This window comes from Pseudomonas sp. W2-17 (assembly GCF_041060445.1).
GTDB lineage: Bacteria > Pseudomonadota > Gammaproteobacteria > Pseudomonadales > Pseudomonadaceae > Aquipseudomonas.
This window is the reverse complement of the sequence record NZ_JAUFNS010000001.1, coordinates 38229-61290: the sequence shown is the minus strand read 5'-3', so window position 1 is coordinate 61290 and position 23062 is coordinate 38229. Positions and strand designations below refer to the sequence as shown.

Sequence of the window (23062 nt, the reverse complement as noted above, 5' to 3'; positions counted from 1 at the left end):
CAAGCCACCGGCTGGACCTCTGGCGAAATGAATTGACTGATTTCAAACCGCGCTCAATGATGGCCTATAGCCAAAGGAGCGCGTCATGGAAGAGCAAGCTGAAACAGTCGTAGAAAATGTAGAGGATACGCAGGCATTAGGCGAAAAAAAAGAAGCTGAAAAACTGAAAGTACTGGCTGCCATAGCAGGGAACAGTCCTTCCCGGCTAATGGACCGAGTCGCATGGGTACTAAATCATTACCCGTCGGCTCGTGATTCAGATATCAAATGCCAACTTCTTTATTGGAAGACGTTTCAGTCGGATATTTACAGCGGAGGCGCGATACCCGAGGATAAATATCTTGAGCTTGAGAAGCTCAATAATATAACTCGTGCAAGGGCGCAGGTTCAGAATACTCTCGGTTTGTTCAAAGCGTCGCCGGAGGTAAGAAGGTTTAGAGGTACATTATCTGAAGAAGAAAAACAGAAGGCTCTAGAGGTTCGCCCCACGCATCCGGTGTACTGCATCTACGCAGATGAAAGTGGCAAAACTGGAAAGTACTTGTTGGTGGGAAGCCTTTGGGTTCTGAAGAGCTACGAAACACTGAAGATTACTAAAGCCATAAATCAGAAAAAGCAGGAAATCGGCTTCAAAGGCGAGATGCATTTCAAGGAGATCGATAAAAACAATGTTGAGAAATACCTAAGCCTGTTAGGGACGATTTTAGAAAACTCCTCGTCAATCTCATTCAAGGGGCTAGGGGTCGTCAGGGCTGGACTTTATAGCGTCGACGACACATTGAACAAGCTTTTTTACCACATGGTCATCAATGGTATCAAAGAAGAAAATCAGTCAGGACGGGCGGTCCTACCTAGGAATTTGCAGTTCCGCAAGGACAAAGAAGAAGATTCTAAAGACAAGCTAGCGATGATGGAGATAGAGCTAAAGCTCAGACATGCCTCGACTGCCATATTTAATGGAAATGTTTACATAGATGTCATAGAGGCTGAAGACTCATCCATTTCGCCTTTGATGCAGATATCAGATCTTTTCGTCAGTTCCATATCTCGAATCCTCAACCGAGAAAAAGCTAGCGATCATCCGAAGGATATGTTTGCTGATAAGTTTTTGTCGGCTTTTGGAATGGTGTACAAAGACAAAGTGTTCGATGAGTTAAGCGAATGCGTTAGCTTCTCCTAAAAGCGGGCGAGGGACGTTTCGCTTTACTGTGCCGAGCAGTACATCAAGCTAGCAGCGCTAGCGGAACGTCTGCGGTGGTCATAGCGACCACACGCTCGAAGGATTTGGTTAAGCCAACCAGGGCTGGTGACTCGTACCACTTTTTGTATCAATCAGTGTTCCCGGCAGGGGTTTTCAGGGTGTTCGGAGCGCGCTGGGACGCCCCTTCCAGCGCATTCTTCTTACGCCAGCTAATCCGCACGCCTCGTAAAATTAGCATTCAAAAAGCTCGGGGCCGGAGCAGCCGGGCATGCCGACGTCATTTGGTTTCACTTTTTTTCGATAAGCGATTTGACTGTCTCGATCAGTGACTTAACTGTTTCGACCAGCGTACTGATACTTTCTTTGGTCTCGCCGATGGGCAACTCGGTAGTTTTCTTACCGAAAACGCTTCCTAGAAGGAAGCAGGCGATCGTGGTAATGGAAAGGATCAGGGCGGAGCCAAGAAAGACGATATGCCAATCCAGTGTCTTAACAACCGCGATAGGTGCGCTATACATCGCTGAAGCGTGAGTAAAAAGAGAGGTGAGGGAGGAAAAAAATCCTTCCAACATATTTACAAGCTTCCACAGGATAAATCCCGTGGCGAAAAGCACGAGAAACTCCTTCCACGTGGTGGTTGAAGAGATAAGATTTTTTAGGTTTAACTCGGGCGATTCAGGTGCATTTTTTCGGTGGAGCTGTGCGTTGCTGTTTTTATTGCCTTCCGTGGCCATTTGCCAATTCCTATTTGATGCCGAGCGCGTTTAGACGAAAGCCCATTGCCTGCTCAGAAACCCAGAGCTTCCGGGACAGGGCATTGACTGAACGATGTCCTGGGGGGAGTAATCGCAAAACCATTGAGACAACATCAGCGGGCATCAAAAGCTGAGCAGCGAAAGCATTCGCTGCGACTTCGTTAGGCGTGGAAGAGTCAAAGCTCGTGTCACGATGAGCTAGTTCACCTGCCTTAACGTGCCCTAACACCATGTGCCCGATTTCATGCGCGATAGTAAAGCGCTGCCGTACTACAGGATCGTTTGGGTTGTAGCGGATGACTGGCGCGCCCTGTTCATAACAAAACGTACCACTTGCAGGCGCGATCGTCTTGTCTGGCTTCACAACCGCTCCTAGAGCCTCAGCGATTGCCACAGGATCGATTGGAAGCGTTCCATCCCACTTCGTCTCTAGCACATGTGACGCTGAGGTGACGGGTGATTGAGTCATGGCAGAACCTCCCTTCCAGGTGGATTAGAGACCGAGTAATCATGCATTGAGCAACGTATGGCGCGCAATCCAATTAAATTTTTTGCTTACGCCCCTCGATGCGTCACGCTGTCATTTAGCTGGCATTACCCAGCCAAATCAGCCCCAAAAGGCACAAAAAAAGCACCTCGCTCAATCGCTAAGTGCTTGATTTGTAATGCTTGTGTGGTGGAGCCGGGGGGATTTGAACCCCCGTCCGCCAGTACTCCGCTTTCGGGCCTACATGCTTAGCCGTGTCTATTAAGTTAACCCTCAGCGACCCGACGGGCAGGGTGCTTTGGGCGAGCTGTGTAAGTTTTAGCCGATTCGTCCACAGCGTACTGCACGGCGATCCTGTTCTATATGACAATCACTTTGGGTTTACAGGCATCCCCTGGTGATTGCTGGAGCCGAAGCTACCAGAAGGAAGGCTAGCACCGCTTACGCGGCGAGAGCTTGTTCCCCGTAGGTTTCGTCATTGGCAACTATAGAAAGTTGCAACAGTGGATTTACGACTTCTGTTACCAAGTCGGCATGCCCCTAGAGTTTCATCACCGGCGTCGAATCCTAATCGGCCCCAATTCTGCTGCTCTAGCAGTCAGGCGGCGGAGTCTACCCGAATCAATGAGATACGTCGACCATCCGCCTGACATTCCGCTCGCGACGGGCTTGGGCCAGTCGCGATCCGGCAATTACTTCGCGGCACCGCCGTCGCTGCCGTCACCGCCGGTTTTCAGCTCGGTGATTTTCTTGGTGGTGATCGAGATGCACTCCTTGTCATCGCCACGTTTCTGCGCGGCTGTGGCATCGGCGACAGTTTTTTCAATGTCAGTCTTGCTGTCGCCGGTCAGGTTGGTGGTGGTCGACGCCTCAGCACTTTTCAATGCCGCGATGTTCGCGCCGCACAGGTCATCAGCAGCGAAAACCGGGGAACCCAACAGTGCAGCGGTAAGAAACAGTCCAGTCAGTGCAGTGCGCTTCATGTGTATCTCCTTGAGCCTGTTGACTCGGTATCGCCGGCCGATTTTGCCGGTGCCCGAGATAGAGGAAAAAAACGCCGAATGAGTTGTGGCGCTTAAAGAGATGGACTGCCGCTCATCGCAGGGGTTCTATATTTTTTTCACAATGCTGTGAAAAAGCCACGTTGCCGAATGTTTCGGGATCATGGGGCGATCTCCGCCCCATTTGTGTGCATCAAGCGGTTCTTGGTTGGGTCACTCGATCCACGAGATACACCAGACCGTGGTAGTCGATACCGCCGTGTTGCGTGAGCCCGATCTCGCACGTCCGGCTGGTCGAGATGCCTTCATCACAGAATTGAACAGCGTCTTTCAGCGAGCGCAGCGCGTGGGCATTCAGTTCGGGTGTCGTAAAGCCTTTGTCCCCCGCAAAGCCGCAGCAATGAATGCCTTCGGGAACGACCACATTCACGCTGCACATTCGCGCAAGGTCGATCAGCGCCTGGCTCTCGCCCAAGTGTTGCGTGCTGCAGGTGACGTGAACAGCGATGGGCGCCTGCTGCGGGGTGAACACCAGTTTGTCCAGCAGATGGGCGCGCATGAAACGTACCGGGTCATACAGGTCAAGCCGGGTTTCCTTGAGGTCCTGAACTAGGCGCAACGTGCAGGGGCTGGTGTCGCAATAGATCGGATCGAGCCCGCCGCGACTGGCCTTGGTCAGCGCAGCAAGCATCTGCTGGCGTTTGTCTTCTGCCTGCCCGGCGTAGCCCTTGGAGGCGAAAGGCTGGCCGCAGCACAGACTGTCCTGGTCTTCCGGGAACACCACTTGATACCCGGCTTTCTCCAGCAGCCCTCGGGTTTTGTCCATCAGCGATATCTGCTCGCGATCGCCCGCTGCGGGCCCCATGACGCGGGACACGCAAGCGGCCAAATAGACCACTCGCGGGCGTGAATCTTCAATCGGCGGCGTGAAGCGAATGGCGTGCTCGGGCTGCGGCATGGCTGGCGTCCACTGAAGCACGCGGCCCGAAGACGCTCTGCTCAACGCGCTGGATATCTTCGCCAGCCTCGGTGCGCCGAGCAGCATGCGGGCGCCATTGGCGGCATGCAGCGTAAATCGCGCGCCCCTCAACGCCGTCGCAAAGTGCTGACTGATCCAGCTAGCGGCCTTGTCGTGATGCGCTTGCTCCCCGCGAAGCTTCTTCACCAGCTCGCCGGTATTAATGCCGACCGGACAACGTTGCGCGCACAAACCGGTAGCCGCGCAGGTATCGATGCCCTGGTATTGATAGTTGCGCTCCAGCTGAGTCGTGTCGGTGCCCGCGCGCTTTTTCGCCTGAATGTCACGCCACATGACGATCCGTTGCCGTGGGCTCAGGGTCAGTCCTTTCGACGGACACACCGGTTCGCAGAAACCACACTCGATGCATTTGTCGATGATCCCATCGGCAGCCGGCATGGGTTTCAGGTTCTTAAGGTGCACCTGCGGATCGTCACTGAGCACGACGTCCGGATTGAGAATGCCGGCGGGATCGAGCAGCCGTTTGAGCTGCCACATCAGCGCGTAAGCTTCGCTGCCCCATTCAAGCTCCACGAACGGCGCCATGTTGCGGCCGGTGCCGTGTTCGGCTTTCAGTGAGCCGTTGAACTCCACGGCCACCAGATGCGTGACGTCATCCATGAACGCGGAATAACGCGCGACCTCCTGCGGGTCGTTGAAGCCCTGAGTGAAGACGAAGTGCAGGTTGCCCTCCAGCGCGTGGCCGAACAGGATCGCCTCGTCATAGCGGTGCTTTTCGAACAGCTCGATCAATCGCCGAACGCCGATAGCCAGTTGCTCGACGGGGAAGGTCACGTCTTCGATGATCACCGTCGTACCCGTCTCACGCACCGCGCCGACGGCAGGGAAGGTGTCCTTGCGAATGGCCCAGAGCCTTGCGTTCTCAGTCGCGTCTTCGGTGAAATCAACCTGCTTCTCGACCGGAAAGTGCGCGATGGACGCCATGATCTGCGCCAGTTGCTCGTGCAACAGCGGCTGCGTCGCAGCGCGGGCTTCGATCAACAGCGCACAGGCACCCTCCGACAGCTCACGAACGAATGCCGGCATGCCTGGCTTGTTCTGCACCGAGCGCAGGCTGCGCCGATCCAGCAGTTCGACTGCGGCGACCGGCTGGGTTTTCAGCACCGTCACGGCGTTGCAGCAGGTTTCGATGTCGGGAAAGACAATCAGCGCCGTCGCCTTGCTCGGGTGATCGGGCACCGTGTCGTACGTCACCGCGCTGATGAACCCCAGCGTGCCCTCTGACCCCACCAGGAGATGACTGAGAATGTCGAGCGGCTCGTCGAAATCCACCAGAGCGTTCAGCGACAGGCCGCAGGTGTTCTTCAGGCGGTACTTGTGGCGAATCTTCGCGGCGAGTTCGGTGTTCGCGCGGGTCTCACGGCTTAGTTGCGCGAGACGATCCAGCAGCTCGGCATGGCTGGCTCTAAACGCTGCGACGCTGGCAGCGTCTTCCGTGTCCAGGCGGGCGCCGTCGGCGAGCACCAGCCGGATGCCAGCGAGGGTGTGATAGGTGTTCTGGGCCGTGCCGCAGCACATGCCGCTGGAATTATTGGCGACAATCCCGCCGATTTTTGCCGCGTGCATGGACGCCGGGTCAGGACCGATCTTGCGTCCGAATGGCGCCAGCCAGACGTTGGCCTGTGCGCCGATAACGCCGGGTTGCAAACGGATCTGCGCGCCTAGCTCGCGTATTTCACGGCCGTTCCAGTTGTCGCCGAGCACGATCAACACCGAGTCACTGATGGCCTGGCCCGAGAGGCTGGTGCCGGCCGCGCGGAAGGTCACGGGGACTTTATCGGCCTGCGCCAGTTTCAGCAGCGCCACGACTTCATCTTCTGATTCAACGCGGATGACCAGCTTGGGGATCAGCCGATAAAAGCTGGCGTCGGTGCCGAAGGCCAGGGTCGAGAGCGGGTCGTCGAAGCGTCTTCCGGCAGGAATGAGGCTGTTCACACCGGCCAGAAACGCGGCGGGCAAAGTCATGCTGTTTTCCTCATGGGGCATCTCGGTCGCGCTGCGGCCTCTATCGGGCCGCATGGGTCGGGATCTGCGCGGGTCAGGCGCCCAGTTCGCGGACCAGCGAATCGCAGGTGATCTCGCTGATCGACTTGGCGCCGGTCAAGACCATCGCCACGCGCATTTCCTTCTCGAACAGATCCAGCAGGTTTTTCACGCCCGCCTCGCCGTGGGTGGCCAAGGCGTAGATAAACGCGCGGCCGATCAACACGGTGTCGGCACCGAGCGCAATCATGCGCACCACATCCAGGCCGCTGCGAATGCCGGAGTCCGCGAGGATCTTCAGATCGCCCTTCACGGCGTCGGCAATGGCAGGCAGCGCACGGGCGCTGGACAACACGCCATCGAGCTGGCGGCCGCCATGGTTGGACACAACGATGCCGTCGGCGCCGAATTTCACTGCGTCACGCGCGTCGTCAGGGTCGAGGATGCCCTTGATGATCATCGGGCCGTCCCAGGAATCGCGAATCCACTCCAGGTCTTTCCATGAAATCGACGGATCGAAGTTATTGCCCAGCCAGGCGATGTAGTCGGTGAGACCGGTAGGATTGCCGCGATAGGCCGACACGTTGCCCAAGTCGTGGGGGCGGCCGTTGATGCCCACATCCCACGCCCATTGCGGGTGAGTCATGGCTTGCAAGACGCGGCGCATTGGCCCGCTTTTGCCGCTCATGCCGGAATGCGCGTCACGGTAGCGAGCGCCCGGGACGGGCATGTCGACGGTGAATACCAGTGTTTTCACGCCAGCGGCTTTGGCTCGCTCCAGCGCGTTACGCATGAAACCGCGATCCTTCAGCACATACAGCTGAAACCACATGGGCCGCTTGATCGCTGGCGCGACTTCTTCAATCGGGCACAACGACACCGTCGACAGCGTGAACGGAATGCCCTTGGCATCTGCGGCGCGGGCGGCCTGCACTTCGCCACGGCGGGCATACATGCCACAGAGGCCAACCGGGGCGAGTGCCATCGGCATGCTCAGGGTTTCACCGAACAGCGTCGTCTCCAGACTCAGCTCGGACATGTTCTTCAGGATGCGCTGGCGCAGCGCAATGCTGGCCAGGTCGGAGACGTTGTGGCGCAGGGTGTGCTCGGCATAGGCGCCGCCGTCGGCGTAGTGGAACAGGAAGGGCGGGAGCTTGCGCTGGGCGGCGGCGCGGTAGTCGGTGGAGGCAGAAATGATCATGGGATCTCGCAGATGAGTGAGCGGGGGCACAGCCGGGCGCAAGAAACACGCCCGGCGCTCGTCTGATTAATGAACCAGCATGCCGGTGAACCAGTACGCCTGGGCGTAGGTGATGCAGCCAACGATGGTGGCGAAGAAAATGCTGTGCTTGAGGGTGAAGCGGAACAGATCGGATTCTTTACCCACCAGCCCGGTCGCCGCGCAGGCCACGGCGATCGATTGCGGGGAAATCATCTTGCCGGTCACGCCGCCGCTGGAGTTCGCCGCGACCATCAGCACGTCACTGACGCCCAGTTGGTGCGCAGTGGTGGCCTGCAAAGAGCCGAACAGCGCGTTCGACGAAGTATCAGAGCCCGTTAGGAATACGCCCAACCAGCCGAGGAATGGCGAGAAGAACGGGAACGCGCTGCCCGTCCCGGCGAGGACCAGCGCCAGCGTCGAGGACATGCCGGAGTAGTTCATGACGAAGGCGAAGGCCAGGACCATGCCGATGGACACGATCGCCCAGCGCAGTTCGATCAGCGTCCCTTTGAACGTGACCAGACCTGTCTTGGGTGTAATGCGCAGCACGATCATCGCCAGAATCGCCGAGATCAGAATCGCGCTGCCCGATGCAGCGAGCAGGTCGAACTTGTACACCGCCGGCATCGCCGTCGGGTTGGCAACAATCGGCGCCATCTTCATGACCAGTTGATCCAAATGCGGCACCGGGAAGTTCATGGTCAGCGCTTGCAGCGGACCGCCCGCAGCGAACAGCGCCTTGAACGGCTTCAGCGTCCAGATTGTCACGACCACGGTAAGAATCAGGAAGGGCGACCATGCCTTGATGATGGTGCCTGCCGAGTACGGCGATTTTTTAGTGGTGCGCGGTTGGCCAAAGCCGCCTGCATTGCCTGCGCCGCCGCCCATGACCGCAGCACCGCCGGATGTGCCGGCGATTTTCGCGTCAACCGTGCGTGCTGGCTGCCAGACTTTCAGGAAGAAGGTCAGAGACACGAGGCTGACCAGCGCTGAGGTAATGTCAGGCAGTTCCGGACCGACGAAATTGGAGGTCAGAAATTGCACGATGGCGAAGCTGCCGCCCGCGACCAGAGCCGCGGGCCAGGTCTCCTTGACGCCTTTCACGCCGTCCATCATGAACATCAGCCAGAACGGCACAAACACCGACAACAGCGGCAATTGACGACCGGCCATGGCGCCGATCTTGAACGGGTCGAGGCCTGACACCTGACCGGCGACGATGATCGGAATGCCCAATGCGCCAAACGCCACTGGTGCGGTGTTGGCGATGAGGCAGAGGCCGGCGGCATACAGCGGGTTCAATCCCAGGCCAACGAGTAACGCTGCAGTGATCGCCACCGGTGCGCCGAAGCCTGCAGCCCCTTCCAGAAACGCGCCGAAGCAGAATCCGATCAGCAAGACCTGCAGGCGCTGGTCATCGGTGATCGACATGACCGAGCTGCGAATGATCTCGAACTGGCCGCTTTTGACCGTCAGTTTGTAGAGAAACACGGCCGCAATAATGATCCACGCAATGGGCCACAAGCCGTAGAGGAAGCCGTAGCCGGCGGACGCGACGGCCATGTCGGCAGGCATCTGGAACGCGAAGATCGCGATCAGTATGGCGAGGAGCAGCGTGATGGCCCCCGCGACGTGCCCCTTGAGCCGGAAGATCGCCAGCGCCAGAAAGAAGAAAACGATCGGAATGACAGCCACCAGCGCCGAAAGGCCCAAGCCGCCAAGAGGTGTGTAGAGCTGTTGCCAGGTTTGCATGTATGAGGCCCCTAATTGTTTTTGGTTAGGCCCGGTGTCCATGTCTTACGTGCGCGGCTCCTGCAGGCGACAACTGCTTGTCTGTCTTCCTGTCGGTGCTGACGAACGAGTCGCACAGCTCACCAGCTCAAGCGTTCCGCCGTCGGGAAGCACCTGCGGCGTGGTACAGCGGTAGCCGTCCGTCGCCGGCATTGTAAATTGGTAATACCAATTTACAATGTCTTGGAGGTAGGTTAGAAGCCTTGCTGACGGTGTGTCAATTTATGACGCGTAAACTTTCGTAGCAGCTCGCCCGGATTTCACCAGCTCTTCGCCTGAGAGGGAGATTTCTCCTACATCTGCCGGGTGAATGTCTGATCGCGATCGGCGAGAATATGCGCCCCGCGGCCAGGTCAGGCGGGGCAGCCGGGTTGTGGAGTGAAGGGTTATGGGCTTTGATCAGGTGCGTCAGCGCCGCTTGTCCGACGATATTGTCGAGCAGCTGGAAAGGATGATTCTGGAGGGCACGTTGCGCTCCGGCGGTCGTCTGCCGGCTGAGCGAGCGCTGGCCGAGCAGTTCGGGGTGTCGCGTCCTTCGCTGCGTGAGGCGATTCAAAAGCTGACGGCCAAAGGGCTGTTAATCAGCCGTCAGGGCGGCGGCAACTACGTGGTCGACAGTCTGGGGTCCACGTTCAGCGATCCACTGCTTCATCTGTTGGAAAGCAGCCCGGACGCCCAGCGCGACCTGCTTGAGTTCCGCCATACCCTGGAAGCCTCCTGCGCCTACTACGCAGCCATACGCGCGACGGATGTTGATCGGCTGCGGCTGCGCGAAGCGTTCGATGCGCTGCAGGATTGCTATAGCCGCGCGGAGGAAGTGAGTCGTACGGAGGAGGGCGCCGCGGACGCCAGTTTCCATCTCGCCATCGCCGAAGCCAGCCATAACGCTGTGTTGCTGCACACCATACGCGGCCTGTTCGATCTGCTGCGGCGCAGCGTGGTCACCAACATCGGCGGCATGTACAAACAGCGCGCAGAAACCCGCGACATGCTGATTGATCAGCATCGTGAGTTGTACCTGGCGATTATCGAAGGACGGGCAGACGATGCTCGAGAGGTGTCGAGCCGTCATTTGCTCTACGTGCAGGAGGTGCTGGAGGAAGTGCGCCAGCAAGTGCAGCGCACGGCGCGGGCTGAACGGCGCAACCGGATTTGAAGATGCTGCACGGCGCCCGACCCATCACGGACCGTGCGCCATCAACAGAGGCGGCTTTTCGAAGGGGCCGGAAAGACTGAATCAGTCTTCCTTGCCCTTGTTCCGCACTGCGCGTTGCAGCTCGCGATTGGAGTCGCGTTCGCGCTCGGTGTCGCGCTTGTCGTATTCCTTCTTGCCTTTGCCCAGAGCAATCTCGCACTTGATCAAGTGCTGCTTCCAGTAAAGGGCAAGGGCCACGCAGGCATAGCCTTTTTGCTGAACCGACGACGTCAGCTTTTCCAGCTCGCGCTTGTTGAGCAACAGTTTACGGGTGCGTGTCGGGTCAGCGATGACGTGGGTACTGGCTGTCGTCAGTGGCGAGATATGGCTACCCATCAGCCAGGCCTCACCGTCTTTGAGCAACACGTAACTGTCAACCAGCTGCACCTTGTTGGCACGCAGGCTTTTTACTTCCCAGCCAGCCAGGACCAGACCGGCCTCGAACTTGTGTTCGATGAAGTAATCGTGACGCGCCTTTTTATTTTGCGCGATGGTCCCTGTGGGATGTTTCTTGAGCTTAGCCATAGGCGACGCATTATAGGGATCAACGGGCGTCTCGGCTATGGTCTCGCACGCTGAAGCTGCGCGCTTGAGCACGTGGAGTGAATCCCGGACAATGCGCGATCTTTTTTGCGTGTTGGACGTGTCAACGATGTCGACGGACAAGGTTTCGGTTCACGGGAGTTGGGCCAGTCGCTGGGTGTTTATCCTGGCGGCCACCGGCTCTGCCGTAGGGTTGGGCAGCATCTGGAAATTCCCCTACATGGTCGGCGTCTACGGCGGCGGTGCGTTTGTGCTGGTGTTTCTGGCGTGCATCGCCCTGATCGGGATTCCGGTGATGATCGCCGAGACGCTTATCGGCCGACGCGCACGGCAGAGTCCGGCCAACGCGCTGCGTACGCTGGCCCTGGAAGCGGGGCATTCGTCAAAGTGGTCATGGGGCGCTTTCGCCGGCATGGTCACCGCGCTGTTGATTCTCTCTTTTTATAGTGTCGTGGGTGGCTGGTCGCTCGAGTACATCATCGATGTCGGCAAGGGCGATTTCAAAGGCGTGACGCCTGACGGTGTCGGTGCCTATTTTGGCGAGATGATTGCCGATCCCTGGCGTCTGGTCGGCTGGCATACGCTGTTCATGCTGTTGTCGGCGATCACCATCGCCAAGGGCGTCAACGCTGGCCTTGAGCGCAGCCTGCGCATCCTGATGCCGTTGCTGTTCGTGTTGATGGTGATTCTGTTGGGCTACAGCCTGACCACCGGGCACTTCATGGAAGGCGTGCATTTCATGTTCGACTTCACCCCCGAGAAGCTGCTCGATGGCCTGCTCCCGGCCATGGGTCATGCGTTTTTCTCGCTGAGTGTGGGCGTCGGTTCGATCATGATTTACGGCGCCTACATGACCAAAGAGGCTTCGATCAGCGCGACGGTGGTGGGCGTGGCATTGCTTGACACCTTCGTGTCGCTGCTGGCGGGCCTCGCATTGTTTCCGATTGTGTTCGCGGCGGGCCTGAACCCAAGCGAAGGGCCGGGCCTGATGTTCGTTACGCTGCCGTATGCATTTGGTAACGTCGCCTTCGGTACGGTCATGGGCGTGGTGTTCTTTATCCTTGTCGCCGTCGCGGCCTGGAGTTCGGCCATTTCCTTGCTCGAACCCATGGTGGCGTACCTGGTGGAGCGCACGAAGGTTCGCCGCAGCTGGGTGACGTTCTGGCTATCGTTCATCTGCTGGTTCGTCGGCCTCGGGACGGTTTTCTCGTTCAACATCTGGAAGCAGGCCAAATTCTTCGTGAACGAAGGCGGCGGCTTCCACCTCTATCAGTGGGGAGCGTCGTCGGGGCTGGATTTCTTCGGCGTCATCGATTTCTTCACCTCGCGGATCATGTTGCCGCTGGGTGGATTGTGCTTTGTGGTATTCGCAGGTTGGGTGATGGGACGCGGTGCGGTGCGCGACGAGTTGTCGGTACGCAGCCCGGTTCTGTTCGCTTTAACGTTCTTTTTGATGCGCTATGTGGCGCCGATCGGCATTGTGGTTGTCTTTGCCGCTCAGCTTTGGAAATGACGCTGACATGACTACGCATATTCAACGTTCCGCCCTTTTGCCATATCCCGCCCAGGCGCTGTACGACTTGGTCAACGACGTGAGTCGCTACTCCGAGTTTCTGCCGTGGTGTTCCGCCGGCACCGTACTTGAGCAGAGTGATACCTCAATGCGTGCGCGTGTCGAGATCGCCAAAGGTGGCTTGAGCCAGCACTTCGTTACCCGCAACACACTGACGCCGGGGCAAACCATCGAGATGAATCTGGAGGAGGGGCCTTTCAGTCAGCTTCACGGCGTCTGGACCTTCAAGGCCCTGAATGAAAAAGCCTGCAAAATCAGCCTCGACCTGTCGTTCGACTACAGCGGATCAATCGTCCGTGCGACCTTGGGCCCGCTGTTCAATCAAGCCGCCAACACCTTGGTTGATGCCTTCTGCCAGCGAGCCAAAGAGCTGCATGGCTGAGCCGACGATTCGTGTCGAGGTCGTCTATGCTGCCGTCGACCGTCAGGAGTTGCTGGCGCTGGACGTGCCCCTTGGAACAACGGTGCTCGCAGGGGCTATTGCGTCGGGCATGGCCGAGCGCTTTCCTGAGCTGGAACTCGCACACTGTCCGTTGGGCATCTTCGGCAAGCTCGTGGGCGACCCGGAGCAGCGTGAGCTGGAAGCCGGCGACAGGGTTGAAATCTATCGCCCGTTGCTGGCTGATCCGAAAGAGGTGCGCCGTCTGCGTGCGTTAAAAGCAGCGGAGGCGAGAAAGGCGCACAAACCGATTTGATTTTCTCATCGGCTCGATTGAGAGACGTAAAAAAGCCCGGGATTTCCGGGCTTTTTTATGCGGGTGATTCCACAGGGGAAACAGTGAATCAGCGCGGGTTTGTGTCCAATGGTTCCTGGGAAGGAACGGGCACGGTTTCGACCTTGTCGACGTCGTTCTGAATCTGCTCAAGCAACGAGCCAGGCTTCGGTGGCTCTTCCTTCGGCGGCTGCGTCCCTTGGTTTTCGGGGGTGACAGTCGTGTCGCTGCTTTTGCCGAGAATGGCCTCGTCGCGGCTGACACCCGGCTTGAAGTCACCGGACAGGCTCGCCAGTTGGTCGTTGCCATTGAAGATCAGGCTGACGCGCTCCTGCTGGCGTTCGCCACCACCAGGCTGCAGGCTGTACAGATAGTCCCAGCGTTCAGGGTGGAAGGTGTCGGTCAACAAGGGGTTGCCCATGATAAACCTTACTTGCCGACGGGTCATTCCCGGGCGTAACTGGTCTATCATGTCCTGCGTGACGACATTGCCCTGTTGGATGTCGATTTTATAAACCCCGGGGAATGAACAACCGGCGAGTGCGAGCAGTCCCACGAAGGTGAAACTGGTTAGCAAGAGCTTGGTGTTTTGCATCGGTGGGCGACTTCCACTATCTTGGCTGGGACAACGTAAACCCCGATCATACCTGCATTAAGAGAAGCTGCGAAGCAGCGTCTGCGAGAAAGCTGACCATGGTTGAAAATAGCGAACTACGCAAAGCCGGACTTAAAGTGACCCTGCCGCGGGTCAAGATCCTTCAAATGCTCGATTCTGCGCAGCAGCGTCACATGAGCGCGGAGGACGTCTACAAGGCGCTGATGGAGGCCAACGAAGACGTCGGTCTGGCAACGGTTTACCGAGTTCTGACTCAGTTCGAAGCAGCCGGGTTGGTGGTTCGCCACAATTTCGACGGCGGCCACGCGGTATTCGAACTGGCTGACGGAGGCCACCACGACCACATGGTCAACGTGGAGTCCGGTGAGGTCATCGAGTTCTTCGACGAAGAAATCGAAAAGCTGCAAAAAGCCATTGTGAGCAAGCACGGCTTCGAGCTGGTTGACCACAATCTGGTGCTATACGTACGCAAGCAAAAGGTGTAAGCCTTTTGTGAAGTACGACAAAGGCGACCCTCGGGTCGCCTTTGTCGTTTCTGCAGTTCGCGATCAGGATGCTGCGAGATCCGCGCCACCCGGGTTAGGCCGTAAAGATCATCAAGATTTGGACGTGACCACCATCTTCTTGGCGTGCGCGAGCGACTCTTTAGTCAGATCGATACCGCCCAGCATTCGCGCCACTTCCTCCACTCGCTCGTTCTTGCTCAGCTTGGACACCGCTGTACGCGTCACATCTGCTTCCCGGACTTTATGTACAAACAGGTGTTGATGCCCTTGAGCGGCGACTTGCGGCAAGTGCGTAACGGTCATGACCTGGCCACGTTCGCCAAGACGACGCAGCAGCTGACCAACGATTTCAGCTGTAGGGCCACCGATACCGACGTCCACTTCATCAAACACCAGCGTAGGAACACGGGAAGTCTGCGCGGTGATCACCTGAATCGCCAGACTGATCCGCGACAGTTCCCCGCCCGACGCCACCTTCGCCAGCGCCTTGAGCGGCTGACCCGGGTTGGCGCTGACCAGCAGCTCAACCTGCTCCAGCCCGTTGGGTGACAGCTCTTTGTCTACGTTCTCGCGCAGCTCGATATTGAAGCGTCCGCCCGGCATACCCAGCCGCTGAATTTCATGCTCGACCTTGTGGGCCAGTTCCGGCGCGGCTCGGTGACGCAGGTCGCTCAGCTCGCGCGCCTTCTCTTGATAATGCCGCGCATAGGAACCTACCTCGTGTTCCAGTCTCTCGATCGCTTCGTCGTTGGCGTTGAGGGTTTCGATCTCGTCGAGCAACTTCTGGTGCAGCGCTGCAACTTCAGTAGGCTGCACGCGGTGTTTGCGTGCCAGCGTATAGATGGTGTCGAGGCGTTCTTCAATTTGCTGCAGGCGGGCGGGGTCCGCTTCGAAGCGATCGAGGAAACGATTGATCTCGCCGACGGCCTCTTCAACCTGAATCTGCGCACTGGAGAGCAGGTTGGTCGCTTCATTCAATGCGTCGGGCGTGTTGTTCACGCTGCTGAGTCGATTAAGGCTGGCGGTCAGTGCGTTCAGCGCATTGCCGGAGTCACTTTCACTGCACAGCTCCACAACTTGCCGGCAGATGCCCAGCAGGCTTTCGGCATTGGTCAGCGTGGTGTGTTCCTGTTCCAGCCGTTCGAGCTCGTTTTCGCCGAGGCTCAGGCTTTCCAGCTCTTCAAGCTGGTAGCTCAGCAACTGATGCTTGGCACGTTGCTCGTCGCCGGAGTTGGAAAGGCGCTCAAGCTCTTGGCGCGTTTGCCGCCAGCGCTGGGAGGCCAGTTGGACTTGACGTGCGAGGTCGGTGGCGCCCGCGTATTCGTCCAGCAGTCGTCGATGGGTATCGGTCTTGAGCAGCGACTGATGCTCGTGCTGGCTGTGAATGTCGATGACCAGCTCGCCAAGTGCTTTCAGGTCGCCCTGGGGGCATGGCGTGCCGTTGATGTAGGCGCGTGAACGGCCTTCGGCAGTAATGACGCGGCGCAGAATGCAGGGACCGTCGGTTTCGAGGTCACGCTCCTTCAGCCATGCGCTTGCTTCAGGGATATCCGACACGTCGAAGGTCGCCAGAATGTCTGCCTTGTCGGCACCTGGCCTCACCACGCCACTGTCGGCGCGATCGCCCAGCGTCAGGCCGAGCGCGTCGAGCATGATCGACTTGCCGGCCCCGGTTTCCCCGGTGATCACACTCATGCCGCGATCGAGTTCGAGATCGAGATGTTCAACGATGGCGTAGTTATGTATGGACAGGTGGACCAGCATCAGAGCGGCTCCCAAACAATTTGTCTGGTTATTTATACAGTGTTTTGCTTTGGGCTGACAATGCCCGGCCTTAGCTCGATTTGAAAGGTCATCAGCCATTTTTAGCATCAATCCTGCTTTTTGCTACCGCGCGTGGCTTCGGAACCCATGTCAGAACATTTGTAGGGTTATCCAGCCGATCCTGCACCTAAACCCTTGAACCCGAGAATTACGACCCCATATAGCCGGGCAGAGGCGTGAGTTGAGCTCACGGATGTAATTAGAAGGAGAGAATTTATGGCTGACGAACAGAACCCGGACATGCAGGCTCAGGATCAGGCTGCCGACGCGGCGACTTCTCAAGATGATCTGGCAACGCGTGTGCAAGTACTTGAAGAACAGCTGAAAGCGGCGCAGGACCAGTCTCTGCGTGTGGCTGCGGATCTGCAGAACGTCCGCCGCCGTGCCGAGCAAGACGTCGAGAAGGCGCATAAATTTGCGCTTGAGAAGTTTGCCAGCGACCTGCTGCCGATCGTTGACAGCCTTGAGCGTGGTCTGGACTTGTCCAACTCGGATGACGAGAGCATCCGGCCGATGCGTGAAGGCATCGAACTGACGCTGAAAATGTTCTACGACACGCTCAAGCGCTACAACCTTGAAGCCATCGACCCTCATGGCCAGCCGTTCAACGCCGAGCACCATCAAGCAATGGCGATGCAGGAAAGCGCTGACGTGGAGCCGAACAGCGTGCTCAAGGTGTTCCAGAAGGGTTATCAGCTCAATGGCCGTTTGCTGCGCCCGGCCATGGTCGTGGTCAGCAAGGCTCCATCGCCTGTTTCGCCGTCTATTGACGAGCAGGCTTGAAATTAGCTGAGCGGCCCCCATTTACAGGCCAAGCGTTTAAGAATTACCGCAATTTGTAAATGCAGTTGCGGCAACCAAATTTAAGTTTCGGGAGAGTCAAAAATGGGCAAGATTATCGGTATCGACCTGGGGACCACCAACTCCTGCGTCTCGGTTCTGGAAAACGGTAAAGCCAAGGTGATCGAGAACGCCGAAGGCGCTCGTACCACCCCGTCGATCATTGCGTATGCCAACGACGGCGAGATCCTTGTGGGTCAATCGGCCAAGCGTCAGGCAGTGACCAACCCGCACAACACCCTGTACGCGGTTAAGCGTCTGATCGGCCGTAAGTTCGACGAAGAAGTCGTGCAGAAAGACATCAAGATGGTGCCTTACAAAATCGCCAAGGCTGATAACGGCGACGCATGGGTTGAAGTCAACGACAAGAAAATGTCCCCTCCTCAGATTTCGGCTGAAATCCTGAAGAAGATGAAGAAAACCGCCGAAGACTACCTGGGCGAGGCTGTTACAGAGGCGGTCATTACTGTCCCTGCGTACTTCAACGACAGCCAGCGTCAGGCCACCAAAGACGCCGGTCGTATTGCCGGTCTGGACGTGAAGCGCATCATCAACGAACCGACCGCAGCCGCGCTGGCTTACGGTATGGACAAAGCGAAGGGCGATCACACCGTCATTGTTTATGACTTGGGTGGCGGTACTTTCGACGTTTCGGTCATCGAAATCGCTGAAGTTGATGGCGAGCACCAGTTCGAAGTGTTGGCCACCAACGGCGACACCTTCCTGGGTGGTGAAGACTTCGACATCCGCCTGATCGACTACCTGGTTGACGAATTCAAGAAAGAATCCGGCATGAACCTGAAAGGTGATCCGCTGGCGATGCAGCGTCTGAAAGAAGCTGCCGAGAAAGCGAAGATCGAACTGTCTTCGAGCAATTCGACCGACGTGAACCTGCCTTACATCACTGCAGATGCGACCGGTCCTAAGCACTTGAACGTGAAGATCTCGCGCGCCAAGTTGGAATCGCTGGTTGAAGACCTGGTTCAGCGCACCATCGAGCCTTGCCGCATTGCGCTGAAAGACTCCGGTATCGACATCGGCGCGATCAACGACGTGATTCTGGTCGGCGGTCAGACCCGCATGCCACTGGTTCAGCAGAAGGTTACCGAGTTCTTCGGTAAAGAAGCGCGTAAAGACGTCAACCCTGACGAAGCCGTCGCCATGGGTGCAGCTATCCAGGGTGCAGTACTGGCCGGCGACGTGAAAGACGTTCTGCTGCTGGACGTCAGCCCGCTGACGCTGGGTATCGAAACCATGGGTGGCGTGATGACCGCGCTGATCGAGAAAAACACCACGATTCCTACCAAGAAATCCCAGGTGTTCTCGACTGCCGACGACAACCAGGGCGCAGTGACTATTCACGTGCTGCAGGGCGAACGTAAGCAAGCGGCTCAGAACAAGTCCCTGGGCAAGTTCGACCTGGCCGAGATTCCACCAGCACCACGCGGCGTGCCTCAGATCGAAGTGACCTTCGACATCGATGCTAACGGCATTCTGCATGTCGGCGCGAAAGACAAGGCGACTGGCAAGACTCAGTCGATTGTGATCAAGGCCAACTCCGGTCTGTCGGACGAAGAAATCCAGCAGATGATTCGCGACGCCGAAGCGAACTCGGACGAGGACCGCAAGTTCGAAGAGCTGGCCTCCGCCCGCAACCAGGGCGATGCGCTGGTTCACTCGACTCGCAAAATGATCTCCGACGCTGGCGACAAAGTCACCGCGGAAGAGAAGACCGCTATCGAAGCTGCACTGGTTGCCCTTGAAGCCGCTGTGAAAGGCGACGACAAGGCTGCCATCGACGCCAAGATCGAAGAGCTGTCGAAAGTCTCTGCGCCGGTTGCCCAGAAGATGTATGCCGAGCAGGCCGAAAAACCTGAAGGCGGTGCTCAGGCCGCTCAGGAAGAAAGCAAGCCTGCAGACGACGTCGTTGACGCCGAGTTCGAAGAAGTAAAAGACCACAAGTAAGCGCAGGCTCACTTGATCGCCGGTTGACCGCTTTCGGGTGGTCGCTGGTAGGATGTCGCCGCGCGGGAGCTTGCTCCCGCGTTGGCGTGTCTGGAACACCCAAAATTTTCAAGCGCGCGATCCCGTATCGCGGGCTTTGTGGCAAAGTCGGATGCTCCTGCACTCCGGCTTGTTCAGCCGCTTTCCTCGGTCGATCAAAGGCCGTTGAACCAAGACCAGGATCGTTGAATTGACGTGAGTTGGGTCCGGGCCTGAAAGGGGCTCAACGAGTTCGGCAGACTCAGGAGGGTCATGCCGGACGTCCTCAAGAGTGCGGAAAATTTATGTCAAAGCGTGATTATTACGAAGTACTGGGCGTGGAGCGTGGCTCCAGCGAAGCGGACCTGAAAAAGGCGTATCGCCGTCTCGCCATGAAATTTCACCCTGACCGCAACCCGGGTGACAAGGCTTCGGAAGACGCCTTCAAAGAAGCCAACGAAGCGTACGAAGTACTTTCCGATGCCAGCAAGCGCGCGGCTTACGACCAATACGGCCATGCCGGTGTCGATCAGGGCATGGGCGGCGGCGGTTTCGGTGGCGGTGGCGCCAACTTCTCCGACATCTTCGGTGATGTTTTCAGCGACTTCTTCGGTGGCGGGCGCGCCGGTGGAGGTGGTCGCGGTGGTGCCCAGCGTGGCAGCGACCTTCGCTATACCCTCGAATTGAATCTTGAAGAGGCAGTGCGCGGCACGACGGTCAGCATCCGTGTACCGACACTGGTCAACTGCAAGCCCTGCGATGGCAGCGGCGCTAAAAAGGGCTCGTCCCCGGTGACCTGCCCGACATGCGGCGGCATCGGTCAGGTGCGCATGCAGCAGGGCTTCTTCTCTGTTCAGCAGACCTGCCCGCGTTGCCACGGCAGCGGCAAGATCATTTCCGACCCTTGTGACTCCTGCCATGGTGAAGGCCGTGTGGAAGAGTCCAAGACGCTGTCGGTCAAGGTGCCGCCAGGCGTCGATACCGGCGACCGCATTCGTCTGTCCGGCGAAGGCGAGGCAGGGACGCAGGGCGGCCCAACGGGCGACTTGTACGTTGTGATCAATGTACGCGAACACGCGATTTTCCAGCGCGACGGCAAGCATCTGTATTGCGAAGTGCCGATCAGCTTCACCGACGCTGCACTGGGTGGCGAGCTGGAAGTACCGACGCTGGACGGTCGCGTCAAGTTGAAGATCCCGGAAGGCACGCAAACCGGTAAGCAGTTCCGTCTGCGCGGCAAGGGCGTTGCTCCTGTTCGTGGTGGCGGCGCCGGCGACCTGATGTGCCGTGTCGCCGTCGAGACCCCGGTGAACCTGGGTCGTCGCCAGCGCGAGCTGCTCGAAGAGTTCCGTGCCACCCTTGAAGGCGACAGTTCTCACTCGCCCAAGGCCAGCGGCTGGTTCGAAGGCGTGAAGCGCTTCTTCGGCGATCTCTAAGGGGCAGGGCATGCGACGCATTGCTGTGATGGGCGCCGCCGGGCGCATGGGTAAGAATCTGATCGAGGCGGTGCAGGACCGTGCGCCGCTCACCGGACTGACAGCGGCAATCGTTCGTCCCGGCAGCACGATGATCGGTGCCGACGCCGGCGAACTCGCATCGCTGGGGCGCATCGGTGTTCAGTTGACCGGTAATCTAGAGCAGGTTGCCGACGAGTTCGACGTGCTGATCGACTTCACATTGCCGGACGTCATGCTGAAAAACCTAGCGTTCTGCCGTAGGGCGGGCAAGGCGATGGTCATTGGTACCACCGGTCTGAGCGTCGAACAAAAGCAGTTGCTGGCGGAGGCGAGCCGGGAAATTCCCGTGGTTTTCGCGTCCAACTTCAGTGTGGGTGTGAACCTGTCGTTCAGGCTGCTGGATCTGGCGGCGCGAGTGATGGGTGACGATGCGGACATCGAAATCATCGAAGCTCATCACCGCAATAAGGTCGACGCGCCATCAGGTACGGCGGTCAGCATGGGTGAGGTGGTTGCCAATGCCCTTGGGCGTGATTTGAGCAAGGTTGCCGTCTACGGTCGTGAGGGCTACACGGGTGTTCGTGATCGCGAGACGATCGGCTTCGCCACGGTCCGCGGCGGTGACGTGGTAGGTGATCACACTGTGCTGTTCGCCGCAGAGGGTGAGCGTCTGGAGATTACGCACAAGGCGTCCAGCCGCATGACCTTCGCCAAGGGCGCAGTGCGTGCCGCGCTGTGGCTAGATGGCAAGCCGCCGGGTCTTTACGACATGCAGGATGTACTTGATCTGCGCTGAGTCTTTCGGCGTCCGAGACGTGACAAGCGACAATGCGGGCAGGAGAAGGGCTTTACCTGTATCCTGCCCGCAGTTATTAGCCGTTACGCACCCGCTATGCGACGTCCGTCGCACTCCCCGGCCCTCAGGGCAATTTTAGCGGTGGATTAAAAAGACCTCTTTCTGTAAGCTACAGCTTTAGTGTGTCCACTAAAAGCGCGCAGATAATTCTACGAAAAAAGCGGGGTGACGTGTCTATACGTCATTCCGCTTTTTTACAACCTGCGATCGCCCTTTCAGGCTTTATTACGGGAGGTCTTCTTGACTAAGCCAGCCATACTCGCCCTTGCTGATGGCAGCATTTTTCGCGGCGAAGCCATTGGTGCCGACGGTCAAACCGTTGGTGAAGTGGTGTTTAACACCGCAATGACCGGCTATCAGGAAATTCTTACCGATCCTTCCTATGCCCAGCAAATCGTCACCCTGACTTACCCGCATATCGGCAACACTGGCACAACGCCGGAAGATGCCGAGTCTGATCGCGTCTGGTCGGCGGGCCTGGTGATTCGCGACCTGCCGCTGGTTGCCAGCAACTGGCGTAACAAGATGCCACTGGCCGAGTATCTGAAGGCCAATAAAACCGTTGCGATCGCGGGCATCGACACCCGCCGCCTGACGCGCATTCTTCGCGAGAAGGGCGCTCAGAACGGCTGCATCATGGCCGGCGACAACATCTCTGAAGAAGCCGCCATTGCAGCAGCGCGAGGATTCCCGGGCCTGAAGGGCATGGACCTCGCCAAGGAAGTCAGCACCAAAGAGACCTACGAATGGCGCTCTACGGTCTGGAACCTGCAGTCCGACAGCAGTCCCGAAGTCGCCGCAGCGGACTTGAAGTACCACGTGGTTGCCTGGGACTACGGCGTCAAGCTGAACATCCTGCGCATGCTGGTCGAGCGCGGTTGCCGTGTGACGGTCGTACCTGCGCAAACCCCTGCCAGTGAAGTGCTGGCGCTCAAGCCTGACGGCATCTTCCTGTCCAACGGCCCTGGCGATCCGGAGCCGTGCGACTACGCCATTCAAGCGATCAAGGATGTGCTCGAGACCGACATTCCGGTGTTCGGTATCTGCCTGGGCCACCAGCTGTTGGCGCTCGCTTCCGGCGCTCGGACCATCAAGATGGATCTGGGCCACCATGGCGCCAACCACCCGGTCCAGGACCTGGACACCGGCGTGGTCATGATCACCAGCCAGAACCATGGTTTTGCGGTGGACGAAGCGACCTTGCCAAGCAACGTTCGCGCGATTCACAAGTCGCTGTTCGATGGCAGCCTGCAGGGCATTGAGCGCACCGACAAAGACGCGTTCAGCTTCCAGGGTCACCCTGAAGCGAGCCCGGGCCCGACTGACGTCGCGCCGCTGTTTGATCGCTTCATCACAGCCATGGACAAGCGCCGCTAAGGCTGCCTTGCGACTGTAGCGAGCAGGTGACCGCGGCGGGCCGGATCAGATCCGACAGCCCGCCCGGCACCTGAGATGTTCAAGACGGCTTGCCGACTGA

At 58.2% G+C, this 23062-nt stretch carries 20 protein-coding genes and 1 other RNA gene; 11 read left to right on the top strand and 10 right to left on the bottom strand.

Features of this window, described 5'->3' with window-relative positions:
• Nucleotides 1-85: 85 nt before the first annotated feature.
• Nucleotides 86-1180 (top strand): DUF3800 domain-containing protein, encoded by a 1095-nt coding sequence (locus QWI20_RS00280; protein ID WP_369303622.1) that lies wholly within the window; start codon nucleotides 86-88, stop codon nucleotides 1178-1180.
• Between the two features lie 308 nt (nucleotides 1181-1488).
• Here QWI20_RS00280 and QWI20_RS00275 read toward each other — a convergent pair whose 3' ends face one another.
• The 7 genes from QWI20_RS00275 to QWI20_RS00245 form a co-directional block, all read right to left on the bottom strand.
• Entirely contained in the window at nucleotides 1489-1935 is a 447-nt protein-coding gene (locus QWI20_RS00275) for a hypothetical protein (RefSeq protein WP_272632649.1), read from the bottom strand.
• A gap of 10 nt (nucleotides 1936-1945) precedes the next feature.
• Complete coding sequence (locus QWI20_RS00270) at nucleotides 1946-2425, bottom strand: ImmA/IrrE family metallo-endopeptidase (protein WP_272632647.1); 480 nt, start codon at nucleotides 2423-2425, stop codon at nucleotides 1946-1948.
• Between the two features lie 205 nt (nucleotides 2426-2630).
• Nucleotides 2631-3022: a transfer-messenger RNA gene (ssrA, locus tag QWI20_RS00265) on the bottom strand.
• A 113-nt stretch (nucleotides 3023-3135) separates the two neighbouring features.
• Complete coding sequence (locus QWI20_RS00260; protein WP_369303620.1) at nucleotides 3136-3426, bottom strand: hypothetical protein; 291 nt, start codon at nucleotides 3424-3426, stop codon at nucleotides 3136-3138.
• Nucleotides 3427-3637: 211 nt separating this feature from the next.
• Nucleotides 3638-6448, bottom strand: coding sequence for an FAD-binding and (Fe-S)-binding domain-containing protein (locus tag QWI20_RS00255; protein ID WP_369303618.1), 2811 nt, complete (start codon nucleotides 6446-6448; stop codon nucleotides 3638-3640).
• Between the two features lie 73 nt (nucleotides 6449-6521).
• Nucleotides 6522-7667 (bottom strand): FMN-dependent L-lactate dehydrogenase LldD, encoded by a 1146-nt coding sequence (gene lldD / locus QWI20_RS00250; protein WP_369303617.1) that lies wholly within the window; start codon nucleotides 7665-7667, stop codon nucleotides 6522-6524.
• Nucleotides 7668-7733: 66 nt separating this feature from the next.
• On the bottom strand, nucleotides 7734-9440 hold the full coding sequence (locus QWI20_RS00245) for a lactate permease LctP family transporter (RefSeq protein WP_369303615.1): 1707 nt from the start codon (nucleotides 9438-9440) through the stop codon (nucleotides 7734-7736).
• Between the two features lie 427 nt (nucleotides 9441-9867).
• On the opposite strand from QWI20_RS00245, the gene QWI20_RS00240 reads away from it, so the two are divergent.
• Entirely contained in the window at nucleotides 9868-10635 is a 768-nt protein-coding gene (locus tag QWI20_RS00240; protein WP_369303613.1) for a GntR family transcriptional regulator, read from the top strand.
• A gap of 81 nt (nucleotides 10636-10716) precedes the next feature.
• On the opposite strand, the gene smpB is transcribed toward QWI20_RS00240, so the two are convergent.
• A complete protein-coding gene (gene smpB / locus QWI20_RS00235) occupies nucleotides 10717-11199 on the bottom strand; it encodes an SsrA-binding protein SmpB (protein WP_065987620.1) in 483 nt (160 codons plus the stop codon).
• A gap of 127 nt (nucleotides 11200-11326) precedes the next feature.
• On the opposite strand from smpB, the gene QWI20_RS00230 reads away from it, so the two are divergent.
• The 3 genes from QWI20_RS00230 to QWI20_RS00220 are packed head-to-tail and all read left to right on the top strand — an operon-like array spanning nucleotide 11327 to nucleotide 13485.
• Nucleotides 11327-12730 (top strand): sodium-dependent transporter, encoded by a 1404-nt coding sequence (locus QWI20_RS00230; protein ID WP_369303611.1) that lies wholly within the window; start codon nucleotides 11327-11329, stop codon nucleotides 12728-12730.
• A 7-nt stretch (nucleotides 12731-12737) separates the two neighbouring features.
• Complete coding sequence (locus tag QWI20_RS00225) at nucleotides 12738-13172, top strand: type II toxin-antitoxin system RatA family toxin (RefSeq protein ID WP_133776812.1); 435 nt, start codon at nucleotides 12738-12740, stop codon at nucleotides 13170-13172.
• Complete coding sequence (locus tag QWI20_RS00220; protein WP_369303607.1) at nucleotides 13165-13485, top strand: RnfH family protein; 321 nt, start codon at nucleotides 13165-13167, stop codon at nucleotides 13483-13485. The genes QWI20_RS00225 and QWI20_RS00220 overlap by 8 nt, the downstream gene beginning before the upstream one ends.
• A gap of 88 nt (nucleotides 13486-13573) precedes the next feature.
• Here the strand turns inward: QWI20_RS00220 and QWI20_RS00215 are convergent, their stop codons facing one another.
• Nucleotides 13574-14098, bottom strand: a complete 525-nt coding sequence (locus QWI20_RS00215) for an outer membrane protein assembly factor BamE (RefSeq protein WP_074888447.1) — start codon at nucleotides 14096-14098, stop codon at nucleotides 13574-13576.
• Between the two features lie 98 nt (nucleotides 14099-14196).
• Between QWI20_RS00215 and fur the strand changes: the two genes are divergently transcribed.
• Nucleotides 14197-14604 (top strand): ferric iron uptake transcriptional regulator, encoded by a 408-nt coding sequence (gene fur, locus QWI20_RS00210; protein WP_065987616.1) that lies wholly within the window; start codon nucleotides 14197-14199, stop codon nucleotides 14602-14604.
• Between the two features lie 111 nt (nucleotides 14605-14715).
• Here the strand turns inward: fur and recN are convergent, their stop codons facing one another.
• Nucleotides 14716-16389: a DNA repair protein RecN gene (recN, locus tag QWI20_RS00205; protein ID WP_074888451.1), complete on the bottom strand. Its 1674-nt coding sequence runs from the start codon at nucleotides 16387-16389 to the stop codon at nucleotides 14716-14718.
• A gap of 276 nt (nucleotides 16390-16665) precedes the next feature.
• Here recN and grpE point away from each other — a divergent pair, with 276 nt between their 5' ends.
• From grpE to carA, 5 genes are all read left to right on the top strand, one after another.
• A complete protein-coding gene (grpE, locus tag QWI20_RS00200) occupies nucleotides 16666-17232 on the top strand; it encodes a nucleotide exchange factor GrpE (protein WP_074888454.1) in 567 nt (188 codons plus the stop codon).
• A gap of 102 nt (nucleotides 17233-17334) precedes the next feature.
• Nucleotides 17335-19254, top strand: a complete 1920-nt coding sequence (gene dnaK, locus QWI20_RS00195) for a molecular chaperone DnaK (protein ID WP_192173314.1) — start codon at nucleotides 17335-17337, stop codon at nucleotides 19252-19254.
• Nucleotides 19255-19577: 323 nt separating this feature from the next.
• Nucleotides 19578-20708 (top strand): molecular chaperone DnaJ, encoded by a 1131-nt coding sequence (dnaJ, locus tag QWI20_RS00190; protein WP_369303604.1) that lies wholly within the window; start codon nucleotides 19578-19580, stop codon nucleotides 20706-20708.
• A gap of 10 nt (nucleotides 20709-20718) precedes the next feature.
• Nucleotides 20719-21525 (top strand): 4-hydroxy-tetrahydrodipicolinate reductase, encoded by an 807-nt coding sequence (gene dapB, locus QWI20_RS00185; RefSeq protein WP_369303602.1) that lies wholly within the window; start codon nucleotides 20719-20721, stop codon nucleotides 21523-21525.
• A 300-nt stretch (nucleotides 21526-21825) separates the two neighbouring features.
• On the top strand, nucleotides 21826-22962 hold the full coding sequence (carA, locus tag QWI20_RS00180; protein ID WP_369303601.1) for a glutamine-hydrolyzing carbamoyl-phosphate synthase small subunit: 1137 nt from the start codon (nucleotides 21826-21828) through the stop codon (nucleotides 22960-22962).
• Nucleotides 22963-23062 lie beyond the last annotated feature (100 nt).